The organism is Microbacterium sp. Root61, assembly GCF_001427525.1.
Classification (GTDB): Bacteria; Actinomycetota; Actinomycetes; order Actinomycetales; family Microbacteriaceae; genus Microbacterium.
The window spans coordinates 3,494,293-3,510,616 of sequence record NZ_LMGU01000001.1; the positions used below are offsets into that span (position 1 = coordinate 3,494,293).

Genomic DNA, 16,324 nt, shown 5'->3' on the forward strand with positions numbered 1-16,324 from the left:
ATGAGGCATGGATGGACGGCGGTTGACCGTTCTGATTTGTGATATTCCCACAAGATTCCATAGCCGACTCACAGGTTGGCAGTAGCCTCCGGACGATCTCGACAACGACGTACGAGGAGGATGCAGTGAACCCCCAGATCCACATCCGCACCACACATCAGCGCCGATGGCGCGTCATCGGCGGCTTTCTCGCCGTCGCCACGGCCGTCGCGCTGGTGATCGCTCCCCAGCTCCCCGCGGGCGCGGTCGCCGCCGAACCGGCGAACGACCTGGACGGTACATGCGCCATCCTGCGCACCGGAAGCGGCGCCTCCACGCACGTCACGCGCGGCAGCGTCGGCTACGGCACGCGGGGGAGCGCGGCATCCGCCGTCCCCATCCGCTTCGAAGCCACCGACCTCGGGCGCTACCGGCTCATCGACGCGCGCGGCGGCCAGCTCTACATGAGCGTGCTCGGCACCGTCATGCCGGGCAGCAGCTACGGAACGCGGGCGGATTGGACCATCACCAAGACCGGCGCGAACTACAGCATCTCCTCGACCCTCACCGGGCAGGGCACCCGCAGCCTCCTGGGCGGGTGGGTCGCCGGCAGCGGCTCGGTCACGCTGACCCCCGCCACCGGGTGCGCGAACGCGGCGGATGTCGCGACCGGCGTCTCGGGAACGCCTGAGCCCGCGGTCAACGCCGACGGGACACTGAACGGGTTCATCGACGCGCACGCGCACATCACCGCCGCGAAGGCGTTCGGCGGCGGGCTGCGCTGCGGCACGCCGTTCGCGGAAGGCGGCGTCGAGGTCGCCCTCGCCGGCTGCCTCTCGCACTCCGCACTCGGCCTCGGCGGCTACGGCGGCGCGCTCATCGCGGGCACCGACCCGTTCATGAATCCCAAGGGATGGCCGACGTTCGAGGACTGGCCGACCCCGACCACTCTGCTGCACGAGCAGGCGTACTTCCGCGGCATCCAGCGGGCGTGGGAATCGGGCGAGCGCGTGCACAACGCGCTCCTCGTCGCCAACCGCGTGATCTGCGAGATCTACCCCGACCGGGTGACCAGCTGCAACGAGATGGACCAGCTGCGGCTGCAGGCGCAGTACCTGCGCGACATGCAGGACTACGTCGACGCGCAGTCGGGCGGACCGGGCATGGGCTGGTTCCGCATCGCCGCCACCCCCGAGGATGTGCGGGCCATCGCCGCCCAGGGCAAGCTCGCCGTGATCGTCGGCGCGGAGAACTCCGAGCTGTTCGGATGCCGCGAGATCAACGACGTCGCGCAGTGCACGACCGCCGACATCGACGCCGGGCTCGACGAACTGCAGTCGTTCGGGGTGAGCGGGCTGTATCCCGTGCACAAGTTCGACAACGCCTTCGGCGGCACGCGATTCGACTCGGGCGCGCAGGGCGCGGCGGTGAACATCGGCAACCGGATCAGCACGGGCCACTTCTGGCAGGCCGAGAGTTGCGAGGGCGCGACCGACAACGAGCAGCCGCTGCGCAGCGACGAGATCGCGGCGCTGCTGAAGACCGTCACGGGCCTGCCGCACGGCACGGTCGCGCCGGTCTACCCGCAGGGCGGCGTGTGCAACATCCGCGGATTGACCGAGCTCGGCGGCTACCTGATCGACCAGATGATGGATCGCGGCATGGTCATCAACATCGACCACATGGGCATCAAGACGGCCGATGCGGTGCTCGATCAGACCGAGGCGGCCGGCTACTCCGGCGTCGCGACGACCCACTCCTGGTCGGACACGAGCATCATCGCGCGGATCGCCGACGCGGGCGGATTCGTCGCGAGCTACGCCAACTCGGCGGAACCCCAGGCCGGTCGCGGGGGCTTCCTCAACGACTGGCGTGACAACAGCGCGGCGATGAGCCCGGGATCGGTCACCGGCTACGGTTTCGGCACCGACGTCAACGGCCTCGGAAACCAGGCGGCGGCTCGTTCCAACTCGGCCGAATTGCCGCTGGTCTACCCGTTCACGGCTCTCAATGGCGCGACCGTCGACCGGGAGATGGTCGGTCAGCGCACGTACGACCTGAACACCGATGGCATGGCCAACTACGGCCTGCTCGCCGACTGGACGGCCGATGTCGTGCTGGCGGCCGGTGCCGACGGGCCCGCGCTGAAGGAGCTGCTGATGAACAGCGCCGAGGCGTACACCCGGATGTGGGAGGCCGCCCGCGTCTGGTGACCGACGGGCGCGGAGCCCGGTGCCGCTGCGTCAGCGCAGCGGCGGCCGGGCTTCACACCCGCGGTGCGGCCGTCCCGAACGCCCCGGCGCCGGTCGTGGGGACGATGTCCTTGCCGAGGGGCATGAGCGAGATGGGCACAAGCTTGAAGTCGGCGATGCCGAGCGGGATCCCGATGATGGTGATGCACAGCGCGATGCCCGAGACGATGTGCGCGAGCGCCAGCCACCAGCCCGCGAGGATCACCCAGACCACGTTGCCGAGGAACGATCCGACTCCGGCGGTCGGCTTCGAGACGATCGTGCGGCCGAACGGCCAGAGCGAATAGAGCCCGATCCGGAACGAGGCGATTCCCCACGGGATCGTGAGGATCAGGATGCAGAGCAGGACTCCCACGGCCATGTAGCCGACGAAGAGCCAGAAGCCGGCGAGGATCAGCCAGATGACGTTGAGAACGGTGCGCACGAGCCCATTCTGTCGGCTCGCGCTGGGAGAGCCCCGGTCCGTGACCGTGTCGGGTCCGACGCCTAGACTTGACAGGCCATGACCGACGCATCCAGACCATTGATCGTGAGCGGAGCCCGTGGCCCGCAGGTCGGCGCGTCCGCAGCTTCCGCGCGCCCCGACGAAGACCTCCTCGAGGGGCTCAACCCCCACCAGCGCGAGGCCGTGATCTACCGTGGTCAAGCGCTGTTGATCGTCGCCGGCGCCGGCTCGGGAAAGACGAGCGTGCTCACGCGCCGCGTCGCCAGTCTGTTGCGCACCAAAGACGCCTGGCCGAGCCAGATCCTCGCCATCACGTTCACCAACAAGGCGGCCGGCGAGATGCGCGAGCGCGTCACCCAGCTGATCGGCGATCACGCCCAGGGCATGTGGATCTCCACGTTCCACTCCGCGTGCGTCCGCATCCTGCGCCGCGAGGCCGATCAGTTCGGCTTCACCAAGTCGTTCACGATCTACGACTCCGGTGACACGCGGGCCCTCATCAAGCGCCTGGTCAAGGAACGCGAGGCGGATGCCTTCGGCCTGACGCCCGGCGCCGTGATGGGCAAGATCTCCAAGCTCAAGAACGAGCTGTCGGATGCCGAGTCCTACGCCCGCACGGCGAACATGGAAGACCCGGCCGAACGGGTCTTCGTCGAGGTGTTCGGCGACTACCAGCGCGCACTGCAGAAGGCGAACGCGTTCGACTTCGACGACCTCATCGGGCAGACGGTGTTCCTGTTCCGTGCGTTCCCGCACGTCGCCGACGCCTACCGTCGCCGCTTCAAGCACATCCTGGTCGACGAGTATCAGGACACCAACCACGCCCAGTACGCCCTGATCCGCGAGTTGACGCGCCCGGTGGGTTCCGACGCGAAGCCGTTCGAGGCATCCGGCGGCATGATGATCTTCGAAGCCGAGCCCGAGCCGGGGGATGCGGCATCCCTCACCGTCGTCGGCGACTCCGATCAGTCGATCTACGCGTTCCGCGGCGCAGACATCCGCAACATCACCGAGTTCGAGCGCGACTATCCGGGCGCGAAGGTGGTGCTGCTCGAGCAGAACTACCGCTCGTCGCAGAACATCCTGTCGGCGGCCAACGCCGTCATCGGCAACAACTTCGACCGCAAAGACAAGAAGCTGTGGACCGACGTCGGTCCCGGCGAGAAGATCATCGGCTTCACCGGGTACTCGCAGCACGATGAGGCGCAGTTCATCGCCGATGAGATCGAGGTGCTGCGCCGTGCCGGCGTCGACTACTCGCAGATCGCCGTGTTCTACCGCACAAACTCGCAGTCCCGCGCGCTGGAAGAGATCTTCATCCGCTCCGCGATCCCGTACAAGATCATGGGCGGCACGAAGTTCTACGAGCGCGCCGAGATCAAGGACGCGATGGCGTACCTGAGCGCGGTGGTGAACCCGGCCGACGAGATGGCGGTGCGCCGCATCCTCAACCGGCCGCGGCGGGGGATCGGCGATGTGACCGAGTCCGCGATCGCGCGCTATGCGGCCGACGAGCAGATCACGTTCCGGGACGCGCTCGCCAACTCCTCGGCGCTCGGCGTCGGCCCCAAGATCCAGGCCGCGATCGCCGAGCTGGATGCGGTGCTCGCCGAGGCGACCGACATCCTGCTCCCCGCCTCCGGTGAGATCCCGCCGCCGACCTCGGTGGCCGAGGGCTTGACCCTGTTGCTGCAGAAGAGCGGCTACATGACCGCGCTGCGACGAAGCAAGGACCCGCAGGACGAAGCGCGGCTGGAGAACCTCGACGAGCTCATCGCCGTCACGCGCGAGTTCGCCCGCAACAACCCGGACGGCACGGTCATCGACTTCCTCACCGAGGTCTCGCTGGTCTCGGATGCGGACGACCTCGAGGATGCCTCGGGCTCGGTGTCGCTGATGACCCTGCACACCGCGAAGGGCCTCGAGTACGACGCGGTGTTCCTGACCGGTGTCGAGGAGGACCTGATTCCGCACCGGATCTCGGCGGGGGAGCCGGGCGGTCCGCAGGAGGAGCGCCGGCTGTTCTACGTCGGCATCACCCGCGCCCGCAAGCGGCTCTACCTGTCGCTGGCGATGACGCGCGCGCAGTTCGGCGAGGTGTCGGTCGCGATGCCCAGCCGCTTCCTGCAGGAGATCCCGGCCGAGCTCATCGACTGGCGACAGTCGCCCGGCGACGTCAATTCGCGCGGCGGAACGCAGTCCCGCGCGTTGAACGCGCGCCGCCCCGGCGGCCAGGGCGGCGGTCCGCGCGCCATCGAAGGCAACCGTCGCTTCGGCGACGCCCTCGTGCCCAAGTCGACCTCGCTCGACCGCTTCCCGAACCGGATCCCTGCGCGGGTCCGCGACAACGGCGACATGGTGTTGGCCTCGGGCGACCGCATCCGTCATGAGGACTTCGGCGAGGGCAAGGTCGACGCCGTCACCGGCGAGGGTGCCAAGCGCGTCGCGCACGTCCGCTTCGACAAGGCCGGCGCCAAGAAGCTGCTCATCAAGATCGCTCCGATCGAGAAGATCTGACCCGGCGAGCGGCAGCTCGCGGGCCGGGAATCGGCATCACGACGTCGGCGTTCACCATACGGTCGGATGCCGGGAGTCGATCTGATCCGACTGTGTGGCTATCTCCGACGCCGCGGTTGCCGCGGCGTGGGCCGCCGGCTTCACGATGTCGGATTTCGCCGCGGTGTCGGATGCCGGGAGTCGATCTGATCCGACTGTGTGGCTATCTCCGACGAAGCGGTTGCCGCGGCGTGGCCTCCGCCCGCCGGTATTAGGCTCGCGGGGTGGCACTCTTCTCCCGCAAACGGTCCGATCCGACCACGACACCCGGCGACGCCGAGCCGGTGACGACGCCGGACAAGGCCGCTGCCGCGCCCGTCGCCGCGCCGGATGAAGTGGACACCGCGACGCCGGACCCGGCGCAGCCCGCAGCCGAGGCATCCGTCGGGATCTCGGTCTCGGCCTTCCGAGGCGTCGGCGCCACCGCGGTACCGCCGGCACCCGCCGCCGCGCCCGCCCCGACTCCGCCGGCGGAATCGCCCGCACCCACCGAGACGGTGCCGGGATTGCGCGACAACGTGCTGCTGCGCGACGCGTTGGCCGGACTGTCGGAGCCGCCTGTGCCGCAGGAGATCCTCACCGTCGTCCGCCAGTTGCTTCAGGGACAGGTGTACCTGCGGGTCAAGGGTGATGTGCGCGCGGTGCTCGCCGAGGGCAAGGAACCCGCCCTCGCCGTGGCCACCCAGGGCGACCAGCAGTTCGTGCTCATCTACAGCGGGGGTGCGGCGCTGCAGGCGAGCGTCCTCAGCGACGGGATCACCGACACGACCGCGATGGGCCAGCCGGCACTCACCGTGCTGCGCCGCGTACTGAGTCAGCCCTACGCCGGCGTCATCCTGGACCACACCTCGCCGCCGGCACGACTCACCCTCACGCGCGACCTGCTGCAGCGCGCGGTGGATGACGCTCCCACGGGGCCGTCTATCAAGGCGATGCTCGCCGCCACCCGTTCGGCCGACACCGCCGCCCGGATCGTGGCTGCGATTCCCGAAGCGCCGCTGTGGATCGCCGCCAACCGCGCCGGCGACGGGGAGCAGCTCGGCATCGCAGAGGCACGGACGCCGGACGGCGCCCGGTACCTCGAGCTGTTCACGCACCCGCTCGAGATCGTCGCGCTGGGTCGCGGCGACCGGCCCGTGCCGATCACCGTCGCGCAGCTTGCGGCGGCGCTGCACTCCGATGCCGACCTCGACGGTGTGCTGCTGGACCCGGCGGGTCCCTGGATCCGGCTGTCGCGCGCAGACCTCGCGCCCGTGATCGCCCTCGCCGGCTGACGCGTCCGGGGCGACGTACCCGGTGGGGGTTGACCCGGCCGGTGCTCCGTTCTACCCTTTAGTCAACTTATTGGTTTATAAACCATGAGCCTGAACAAAGGAACACACGTGAGCGCCGATGCCGCACCCGACGCCGACCTCGACCGCGCGTTCGCCGCGTTGGCCGACCCGGTCCGTCGTGCGATCATCGCCCGGTTGAGCCGCGGTCCGGCGACGCTGAGCGAGCTCGCCGAGCCGTTCGAGATCAGCCTGCAGGGCGTCTCCAAGCACATTCGCGTGCTCGAAGACGCGGGGCTGGTCTGGAGGACGCGCGATGCGCAGCGTCGCCCGGTCCACCTGGACGCGGCCGCGCTCGAGGCGCTCACCTCCTGGATCGACCGCTACCGGCTCGAAGCCGAATCGGCGTACCGCCGACTCGACGCCGTTCTGGCAGCAGCACCACCATCCGTATGACCACGCACACATCGAAGGAGAAGGAATCATGAGCAACCCCGTCGTCATCGACGCGACCCCCGGGCAGGCCTTCGCCGACATCTCGCGCGAGTTCGAGGCATCCCCCGCCGCCGTCTTCCGTGCGCACGCCGATCCTGAGCTGTTCGCCGTCTGGATCGGTCCGCGCGGCCTCGCGACGAACATCACGCAGTGGGACTTCCGGACCGGCGGCGGCTACCGCTACGAGCAGAGCGATACAGACGGCAGCTACGCGTTCCGCGGCGTCTTCCACACGGTGCGCGAGAACGAGCTGATCATCCAGACGTTCGAGTACGAGGGCGCGCCGGATGAGATCAGCCTCGACGTGATGCGCTTCGAGGAGCTGCCCGGTGGCCGTTGCCGGATCGTCGACCACGCGGTGTTCGGCTCCATAGAGGCACTCGAGGAGATGGTCGCGCAGGGTATGGAGTTCGGCATCAACGAGGGCTACGAGAAGCTCGACGAGATGCTCGCCGCGGGATCATGAGCGGACCGGTCATCGCGGCGGCGTCGATGTCCCTCGACGGCTTCGTCGCCTACGAGAACAACGACCCCGGCGCGCTGTTCGACTGGTACCAGGCGGGCGATATCGAGATCATCAACGCCGGCGATCTCGAGCCGTTCCACCTCACACCGGAGAGCGCGGACTACTGGCGATCCTGGACGAACGGGGTCGGATGCCTCGTGGTCGGGCGACTGCTCTTCGACATCACAGACGGCTGGAAGGGCGAGCATCCGCTCGGCGTTCCCTTCGTCGTCGTGACGCACGAGGCACCCACGGACTGGGTGCACGGCTCGACCGGGAACGCGCATTTCGTGACGACAGGCATCGCCGATGCGATCGCCCTGGCGAAGGAGATCGCCGGGCAATCGATCGTGGGTGTCGCCGCCGGAACGATCGCCGGGCAGGCGCTCGCTGCGGGGCTGCTGGATGAGGTGGCCATCGATCTCGTGCCGATCGTGATGGGCGAGGGGCACCCGTTCTTCGCCGGGATCGCGCCGGAGGTCGTGCGTCTGGGCGATCCGACGACCGTCATCCCGGCTCGGCGCGTGACGCACCTGCGATTCCCGGTCCTGCGCTGATCCGGGGGTGTCGGAGGGTCGCACCTCGCCCCTAGGGTCGAAACATGGCGAGCGAGTTCATCATGCTGACCGTGCCCGGGCCCGACGGCGATCGCGAGGTGCGGCTCTCCAGCCCCAACCGGGTGCTGTGGCCGGAGCTCGGCATCACCAAGCACGAGCTCGCCGAATATCTACTCGCGGTCGCGACCCCGTTCCTCGCGGCCAACGGCAATCGGCCGGTGTCCCTGGAGCGCTTCCCGGAGGCCGTCGGCGGCGAGAGCTTCTTCTCCAAGAACCCGCCGAAAGGCACTCCCGCCTACGTCGAAGCGGTGACCGTCGCGTACAACAGCGGGCGGAAGCATCCGCAGCTCGTGCTCACGGAGCCCGCCGCCATCGTGTGGGCCGCGCAGATGAACACGATCGTTTTCCATCCGTGGGCCTCGCTCGCGAGCAACACCGACAACCCGGTCGAGCTGCGCATCGACCTGGATCCGCAGCCGGGCACCGACTTCGGCGACGCGATCCGGGCCGCGCACGGGCTGCGGGCGGTGCTGCGCGAGGCCGGGCTCGAGGCATGGGTCAAGACCAGCGGCAACCGCGGCATCCACGTCTTCTGCCCGATCGAGCCGACGCACGAGTTCCTCGAGGTCCGGCATGCGGTGATCGCGGCGGCGCGCGAGCTGGAACGCCGGATGCCGGATGCCGTGACCACGAACTGGTGGAAGGAAGAGCGCGGCGAGCGGATCTTCGTCGACTTCAACCAGGCCAATCGCGATCGCACGATGGCCGGCGCCTACAGCCCGCGGGCGCTGCCGACAGCGACCGTGGCGACCCCGGTCGCGTGGGATGAACTGGATGCGGTGGAACCGGCGGCCTTCACCGTCCGGACGGTGCCCGAGCGTCTGGCCGAGATCGGCGACCCCTGGGCCGCGTTCGCCGAGAAGCCCGGACGCATCGACACGCTCCTGCAGTGGTGGGAGCGCGACGTGTCGAACGGGCTCGGCGAACTGCCGTTCCCGCCCGAGTTCCCGAAGATGCCGGGGGAGCCGCCCCGCGTGCAGCCGAGCCGCATCAATCCCGAGAACTGGGCCTGACGCAGCGTCCGGCTCAGACCAGGACGGCGCCGACGTCGAACGCGGACACCGTCTCGAGCTGGTCGTAGGTGCAGGACGACGGTTCCCGGTCGGGGCGCCAGCGCTCGAACTGCACGGTGTGCCGGAAGCGGTACCCCTCGAGCTGGTCGTAGCGCACCTCGAGAACGCGCTCGGGGCGCAGCTTCACGAACGACGAATCGCGCCCGGCCGCGGAGAAGCGCGACTTCTCGCCTTCTCCGGTCATCGCTTCGCCCGATTCGTCCGTCTGCACGAGCGGCGCGAGTTCGGTGACGAGCTCGAGCCGGCGCGCGTCGCTCCACGCGGAGACCGCGCCGACATTGTGCAGCTGTCCCTCGGAGTTGTAGAGCCCGACCAGGAGTGAGCCGACACCCGCGCCACTCTTGTGGATCCGGTACCCGAGCGCGACGACATCCGCCGTCCGCGCGTGCTTGATCTTGAACATCGTGCGCTTGTTCGGCGTATAGGGCTGGGCGAGGGGTTTGGCCACGACCCCATCGAGGCCGGCACCCTCGAACTCGATCAGCCACTGGCGCGCGAGATCGGGGTCGGTCGTCGTGCGTGTGACGTGGATGGGGTGGGGGAGGGCCGAGAGCAGGTCGACCAGCTGGGCCCGGCGCAACTCGAACGGTTCGGACTGCAGGTCGCGGTCTCCGCGGGCGAGCAGGTCGAATGCGATGAACATCGCGGGCGTTTCGACGGCGAGTTTGGCGACACGGGATGCCGCGGGGTGGATGCGCTGCGTCAGCGATTCCCAATCGAGGCGCTGGGCGCCCGGTTCGCCGCGTGGCACCGCGATCTCGCCGTCGATGAGGCACGGTTCGGGCAGCAGCCGCTGGAACGCCTCGACGAGCTCGGGGAAGTACCGCGTCAGCGGCTTCGCTCCACGGCTACCGATCTCGAGGTCCTGCCCGTCCCAGGAGACGAGTCCGCGGAATCCGTCCCACTTCGGTTCGTAGCTCAGACCCCCCGGAGTCTTGGCAGGATCCGGGATGCCGGGCACGGCCTTGGCGAGCATCGGAGCGGGAATCTCATAGGGCATATCCCCATCCTGGCGCGGGGTCCGCGGCCGCGCGAGAGGTGCGACACGCCCGGGGTGTGCATCCGATTTGCGAGGTGGTCGGGATCCACGTAAATTCTTACTTGTTCGCCCCACAGGGATGCGGAGAGGCCGAGAGCCTCACCCCCCTCAAGCGGAAAACAACCTCCTCTTCTGTCCTGCAGCTTCGGCTGAGACGCGGAAGGTCTGCGGCCCTCGGGTCGCGGTGGAGGACTGCCTCCTCGGAGCGGTTCCGGACTTCGGTCTGGAGCGTTTCGGTTCGGGTTTCGTCGATTTGACGGGCACGGACAGCGGGGCTAAGATAGAGAAGTTGCCCTGCGGGTGGAGCTGAGAAGCCGAACAGCAGGAGCATCCGATCCTTGAGAACTCAACAGCGTGCACTTGTCAAATGCCAAAAANGGGGCTAAGATAGAGAAGTTGCCCTGCGGGTGGAGCTGAGAAGCCGAACAGCAGGAGCATCCGATCCTTGAGAACTCAACAGCGTGCACTTGTCAAATGCCAAAAAACCTCGCAGTCAGCTTCGGTTGGCTGGTGAGATTTCTTTGAGATTAAACGAGATGTCAGCAATGACATCCGATCGTCAGATCAAACTCGCTCGGGTTGACCTATTCCGGTCTTCTCGCAGCAAAATTCTTTCACGGAGAGTTTGATCCTGGCTCAGGATGAACGCTGGCGGCGTGCTTAACACATGCAAGTCGAACGGTGAAGGAAAGCTTGCTTTCTGGATCAGTGGCGAACGGGTGAGTAACACGTGAGCAATCTGCCCCTGACTCTGGGATAACAGTTGGAAACAGCTGCTAATACCGGATATGAGCTGCGACCGCATGGTCGGCAGTTGGAAAGAATTTCGGTCAGGGATGAGCTCGCGGCCTATCAGCTTGTTGGTGAGGTAATGGCTCACCAAGGCGTCGACGGGTAGCCGGCCTGAGAGGGTGACCGGCCACACTGGGACTGAGACACGGCCCAGACTCCTACGGGAGGCAGCAGTGGGGAATATTGCACAATGGGCGCAAGCCTGATGCAGCAACGCCGCGTGAGGGACGACGGCCTTCGGGTTGTAAACCTCTTTTAGCAGGGAAGAAGCGAAAGTGACGGTACCTGCAGAAAAAGCACCGGCTAACTACGTGCCAGCAGCCGCGGTAATACGTAGGGTGCAAGCGTTATCCGGAATTATTGGGCGTAAAGAGCTCGTAGGCGGTTTGTCGCGTCTGCTGTGAAACCCCGAGGCTCAACCTCGGGCCTGCAGTGGGTACGGGCAGACTAGAGTGCGGTAGGGGAGATTGGAATTCCTGGTGTAGCGGTGGAATGCGCAGATATCAGGAGGAACACCGATGGCGAAGGCAGATCTCTGGGCCGTAACTGACGCTGAGGAGCGAAAGGGTGGGGAGCAAACAGGCTTAGATACCCTGGTAGTCCACCCCGTAAACGTTGGGAACTAGTTGTGGGGGCCATTCCACGGTCTCCGTGACGCAGCTAACGCATTAAGTTCCCCGCCTGGGGAGTACGGCCGCAAGGCTAAAACTCAAAGGAATTGACGGGGACCCGCACAAGCGGCGGAGCATGCGGATTAATTCGATGCAACGCGAAGAACCTTACCAAGGCTTGACATATACGAGAACGGGCTAGAAATAGTCAACTCTTTGGACACTCGTAAACAGGTGGTGCATGGTTGTCGTCAGCTCGTGTCGTGAGATGTTGGGTTAAGTCCCGCAACGAGCGCAACCCTCGTTCTATGTTGCCAGCACGTAATGGTGGGAACTCATGGGATACTGCCGGGGTCAACTCGGAGGAAGGTGGGGATGACGTCAAATCATCATGCCCCTTATGTCTTGGGCTTCACGCATGCTACAATGGCCGGTACAAAGGGCTGCAATACCGTAAGGTGGAGCGAATCCCAAAAAGCCGGTCCCAGTTCGGATTGAGGTCTGCAACTCGACCTCATGAAGTCGGAGTCGCTAGTAATCGCAGATCAGCAACGCTGCGGTGAATACGTTCCCGGGTCTTGTACACACCGCCCGTCAAGTCATGAAAGTCGGTAACACCTGAAGCCGGTGGCCCAACCCCTTGTGGGAGGGAGCCGTCGAAGGTGGGATCGGTAATTAGGACTAAGTCGTAACAAGGTAGCCGTACCGGAAGGTGCGGCTGGATCACCTCCTTTCTAAGGAGCATCTGGCACTCTTCGGAGTGTCCAGGCGCCAGATTCGAGACGTATGTTCTCGACTGGTAGCTCATGGGTGGAACATTAGACAAGGTGCCGTCTGGAACGTTCCGGGCTTAGTACGCTGCTTGCAGCTGGAAGAGTCTTGTTCGAACTGGTGGCACATGCACGCTGTTGGGTCCTGAGGGACCGGATGCGCTTGCCCTACGGGGTGAGCACAGACGAACCTCTGGACCTTTTTCTGTTGCCGGCCGTGTGCTGGTGGTGGGGGAGGGTACCGCCCGTACTTTGAGAACTACACAGTGGACGCGAGCATCTTCGAGATGACCTTTTGGTCATCTCGTAATAGATGATCTTAAAGATCATTATCAATTTCGAGACGGACTTTATTGTCCGATCCGATTCTTTGATGAAACTCATGTGAAATCAAGTCTTTAAGAGCAAACGGTGAATGCCTTGGCATCTGGAGCCGAAGAAGGACGTAGCAATCTGCGATAAGCCTCGGGGAGTGGATAAGCACACTTTGATCCGAGGGTGTCCGAATGGGGAAACCCCGCTGGGCGGCGTGCCGACCCAGTGACTCCCGCCTGAATATATAGGGCGGGTAGAGGGAACGTGGGGAAGTGAAACATCTCAGTACCCACAGGAAGAGAAAGCAACCGCGATTCCGTTAGTAGTGGCGAGCGAAACCGGAACAGGCTAAACCGAGTACGTGTGATATCCGGCAGGAGTTGCGTATTCGGGGTTGTGGGACTTTTCAGACAGTTCTGCCGATCTGTCGGCGTTACAAGAAGGTATAGACGAACGGCTTTGAATGGCCGGTCATAGAGGGTGCGAACCCCGTAGTCGAAATGCCTCTCTTGACGCGAAGAGTATCCCAAGTAGCACGGGGCCCGAGAAATCCCGTGTGAATCTGTCAGGACCACCTGATAAGCCTAAATACTCCCAGATGACCGATAGCGGACAAGTACCGTGAGGGAAAGGTGAAAAGTACCCCGGGAGGGGAGTGAAATAGTACCTGAAACCGTTTGCTTACAAACCGTTGGAGCCTCCTTAGTAGGGGTGACAGCGTGCCTTTTGAAGAATGAGCCTGCGAGTTAGCGATATGTGGCGAGGTTAACCCGAGTGGGGTAGCCGTAGCGAAAGCGAGTCTGAATAGGGCGATTCAGTCGCATGTCCTAGACCCGAAGCGAAGTGATCTATCCATGGCCAGGTTGAAGCGACGGTAAGACGTCGTGGAGGACCGAACCCACTTAGGTTGAAAACTGAGGGGATGAGCTGTGGATAGGGGTGAAAGGCCAATCAAACTTCGTGATAGCTGGTTCTCTCCGAAATGCATTTAGGTGCAGCGTTGCGTGTTTCTTGCCGGAGGTAGAGCTACTGGATGGCCGATGGGCCCTACAAGGTTACTGACGTCAGCCAAACTCCGAATGCCGGTAAGTGAGAGCGCAGCAGTGAGACTGTGGGGGATAAGCTTCATAGTCGAGAGGGAAACAACCCAGACCACCATCTAAGGTCCCTAAGCGCGTGCTAAGTGGGAAAGGATGTGGAGTTGCTTTGACAACCAGGAGGTTGGCTTAGAAGCAGCCACCCTTGAAAGAGTGCGTAATAGCTCACTGGTCAAGTGATTCCGCGCCGACAATGTAACGGGGCTCAAGCACGCCACCGAAGTTGTGGCATTGATATTATTGGTAGGCCTTCGTGGTCCAGCCGTATTGATGGGTAGGAGAGCGTCGTGTGGCCAGCGAAGCGGCGGTGTGAACCAGCCGTGGAGGCCACACGAGTGAGAATGCAGGCATGAGTAGCGAAAGACATGTGAGAAACATGTCCTCCGAAAGACCAAGGGTTCCAGGGTCAAGCTAATCTTCCCTGGGTAAGTCGGGACCTAAGGCGAGGCCGACAGGCGTAGTCGATGGACAACGGGTTGATATTCCCGTACCGGCGAAGAACCGCCCAAGCTAATCCAGTAGTGCTAAGTATCTGAATCCCAGTGACTGATCCCTTCGGGGTGACGCTCTGGGCCTAGCGTACGACCCCATTCTGGTGCGGTTAGCGTATTAACAGGTGTGACGCAGGAAGGTAGCCCAAGCCAGGCGATGGTAGTCCTGGTGCAAGTGCGTAGGCCGAGCGATAGGCAAATCCGTCGCTCACATAGGCTGAGACACGATGCGGATAAAAAGTGGGTGATCCTATGCTGCCAAGAAAAGCATCGACGCGAGGTTCAAGCCGCCCGTACCCCAAACCGACTCAGGTGGTCAGGTAGAGAATACCAAGGAGATCGAGAGAATCGTGGTTAAGGAACTCGGCAAAATGCCCCCGTAACTTCGGGAGAAGGGGGGCCTTCGGCGTATAGGGATTTACTCCCGAAAGCGTTTGGAGGCCGCAGAGACTAGTGGGTAGCGACTGTTTACTAAAAACACAGGTCCGTGCCAAGTCGCAAGACGATGTATACGGACTGACGCCTGCCCGGTGCTGGAAGGTTAAGAGGACCGGTTAGCCGCAAGGCGAAGCTGAGAATTTAAGCCCCAGTAAACGGCGGTGGTAACTATAACCATCCTAAGGTAGCGAAATTCCTTGTCGGGTAAGTTCCGACCTGCACGAATGGCGTAACGACTTCCCAACTGTCTCAACCGCGAACTCGGCGAAATTGCATTACGAGTAAAGATGCTCGTTACGCGCAGCAGGACGGAAAGACCCCGTGACCTTTACTATAGCTTTGTATTGGTGTTCGGTGTGGCTTGTGTAGGATAGGTGGGAGACTGTGAAGCTCGGACGCTAGTTCGGGTGGAGTCATTGTTGAAATACCACTCTGGTCACTCTGGATATCTAACTTCGAACCGTAATCCGGTTCAGGAACAGTGCATGGTGGGTAGTTTAACTGGGGCGGTTGCCTCCCAAAAAGTAACGGAGGCGCCCAAAGGTTCCCTCAACCTGGTTGGTAATCAGGTGTCGAGTGTAAGTGCACAAGGGAGCTTGACTGTGAGACTGACAGGTCGAGCAGGGACGAAAGTCGGGACTAGTGATCCGGCAGTGGCTTGTGGAAGCGCTGTCGCTCAACGGATAAAAGGTACCTCGGGGATAACAGGCTGATCTTGCCCAAGAGTCCATATCGACGGCATGGTTTGGCACCTCGATGTCGGCTCGTCGCATCCTGGGGCTGGAGTAGGTCCCAAGGGTTGGGCTGTTCGCCCATTAAAGCGGTACGCGAGCTGGGTTTAGAACGTCGTGAGACAGTTCGGTCCCTATCCGCTGCGCGCGCAGGAAATTTGAGAGGATCTGACCCTAGTACGAGAGGACCGGGTTGGACGAACCTCTGGTGTGTCAGTTGTTCCGCCAGGAGCACCGCTGATTAGCTACGTTCGGGATGGATAACCGCTGAAAGCATCTAAGCGGGAAGCCGGCCTCAAGATGAGATTTCCATGCCTTCGGGCGAGAGGCTCCCAGCCAGATTACTGGGTTGATAGGCCAGATGTGGAAGCGTGGTAACACGTGCAGCTGACTGGTACTAATAAGCCGATGACTTGATAACACACCGTTTCTGGTGCTTGCGTCCACTGAGTGGTTCTCGATGTACGGTCGAGAACCGCATGAGCTACATCTCTATGTAGCAACCGCCACACTTGCGTGTGGCACTCATGCTAATGAACGATGAAACATCAATAGTGTTTCGGCGGCCATAGCGAGAGGGAAACGCCCGGTCACATTCCGAACCCGGAAGCTAAGCCTCTCAGCGCCGATGGTACTGCAGGGGGGACCCTGTGGGAGAGTAGGACACCGCCGGACTTCTTTCGAGAAATGGCCACCCAACGCTGGGTGGCCATTTCGCGTTAACACGCGAAGTTGCGCCGCCCCGCGTCTGCGGGTGGCCTCCGGATTCGATCGCGCACGTCGATCTCGAATCCTTCGCATCGCCTGTGCACTTTCGGGCGTTGAGGGGGATCGATCCGACAGAATG

9 protein-coding genes and 3 rRNA genes are annotated in these 16,324 nt (G+C 63.7%); 10 read left to right on the top strand and 2 right to left on the bottom strand.

The annotated features are described in order from the left end of the window. The first annotated feature begins 125 nt into the window (after positions 1-125). Positions 126-2,192 carry a hypothetical protein gene (locus tag ASD65_RS16260; RefSeq protein WP_200948686.1) on the top strand — a complete coding sequence of 689 codons (2,067 nt, stop codon included), beginning with the start codon at positions 126-128 and terminating at the stop codon, positions 2,190-2,192. A gap of 52 nt (positions 2,193-2,244) precedes the next feature. Here the strand turns inward: ASD65_RS16260 and ASD65_RS16265 are convergent, their stop codons facing one another. Beyond that, positions 2,245-2,655, bottom strand: a complete 411-nt coding sequence (locus ASD65_RS16265; RefSeq protein ID WP_056224277.1) for a YccF domain-containing protein — start codon at positions 2,653-2,655, stop codon at positions 2,245-2,247. A 78-nt stretch (positions 2,656-2,733) separates the two neighbouring features. On the opposite strand from ASD65_RS16265, the gene ASD65_RS16270 reads away from it, so the two are divergent. From ASD65_RS16270 to ligD, 6 genes are all read left to right on the top strand, one after another. Then, positions 2,734-5,193: an ATP-dependent helicase gene (locus tag ASD65_RS16270; protein ID WP_056224279.1), complete on the top strand. Its 2,460-nt coding sequence runs from the start codon at positions 2,734-2,736 to the stop codon at positions 5,191-5,193. A gap of 263 nt (positions 5,194-5,456) precedes the next feature. Next, positions 5,457-6,506: an SseB family protein gene (locus ASD65_RS16275; RefSeq protein WP_082561837.1), complete on the top strand. Its 1,050-nt coding sequence runs from the start codon at positions 5,457-5,459 to the stop codon at positions 6,504-6,506. Between the two features lie 108 nt (positions 6,507-6,614). Beyond that, positions 6,615-6,959 carry an ArsR/SmtB family transcription factor gene (locus ASD65_RS16280; RefSeq protein ID WP_235566745.1) on the top strand — a complete coding sequence of 115 codons (345 nt, stop codon included), beginning with the start codon at positions 6,615-6,617 and terminating at the stop codon, positions 6,957-6,959. Positions 6,960-6,987: 28 nt separating this feature from the next. After that, positions 6,988-7,464, top strand: a complete 477-nt coding sequence (locus tag ASD65_RS16285; RefSeq protein WP_056224284.1) for an SRPBCC family protein — start codon at positions 6,988-6,990, stop codon at positions 7,462-7,464. Beyond that, the gene (locus ASD65_RS16290; protein WP_082561838.1) at positions 7,461-8,060 is read left to right on the top strand and encodes a dihydrofolate reductase family protein; all 600 of its coding nucleotides are present in this window, start codon (positions 7,461-7,463) and stop codon (positions 8,058-8,060) included. Before ASD65_RS16285 ends, ASD65_RS16290 begins: the two co-directional genes overlap by 4 nt. 44 nt (positions 8,061-8,104) lie before the next feature. After that, complete coding sequence (gene ligD / locus ASD65_RS16295) at positions 8,105-9,133, top strand: non-homologous end-joining DNA ligase (RefSeq protein ID WP_056224285.1); 1,029 nt, start codon at positions 8,105-8,107, stop codon at positions 9,131-9,133. Between the two features lie 13 nt (positions 9,134-9,146). On the opposite strand, the gene ASD65_RS16300 is transcribed toward ligD, so the two are convergent. Next, positions 9,147-10,193, bottom strand: coding sequence for an ATP-dependent DNA ligase (locus tag ASD65_RS16300; RefSeq protein ID WP_056224287.1), 1,047 nt, complete (start codon positions 10,191-10,193; stop codon positions 9,147-9,149). A gap of 652 nt (positions 10,194-10,845) precedes the next feature. Between ASD65_RS16300 and ASD65_RS16305 the strand changes: the two genes are divergently transcribed. The 3 genes from ASD65_RS16305 to rrf all read left to right on the top strand — a co-directional run bounded on the left by ASD65_RS16305 (position 10,846) and on the right by rrf (position 16,152). Then, positions 10,846-12,369, top strand: a 16S ribosomal RNA gene (locus ASD65_RS16305). 424 nt (positions 12,370-12,793) lie between these two features. Beyond that, positions 12,794-15,898: ribosomal RNA gene (locus ASD65_RS16310) — 23S ribosomal RNA — on the top strand. Between the two features lie 137 nt (positions 15,899-16,035). Beyond that, positions 16,036-16,152: ribosomal RNA gene (gene rrf, locus ASD65_RS16315) — 5S ribosomal RNA — on the top strand. Together the 16S, 23S and 5S rRNA genes form the textbook arrangement of a ribosomal RNA operon. Positions 16,153-16,324 lie beyond the last annotated feature (172 nt).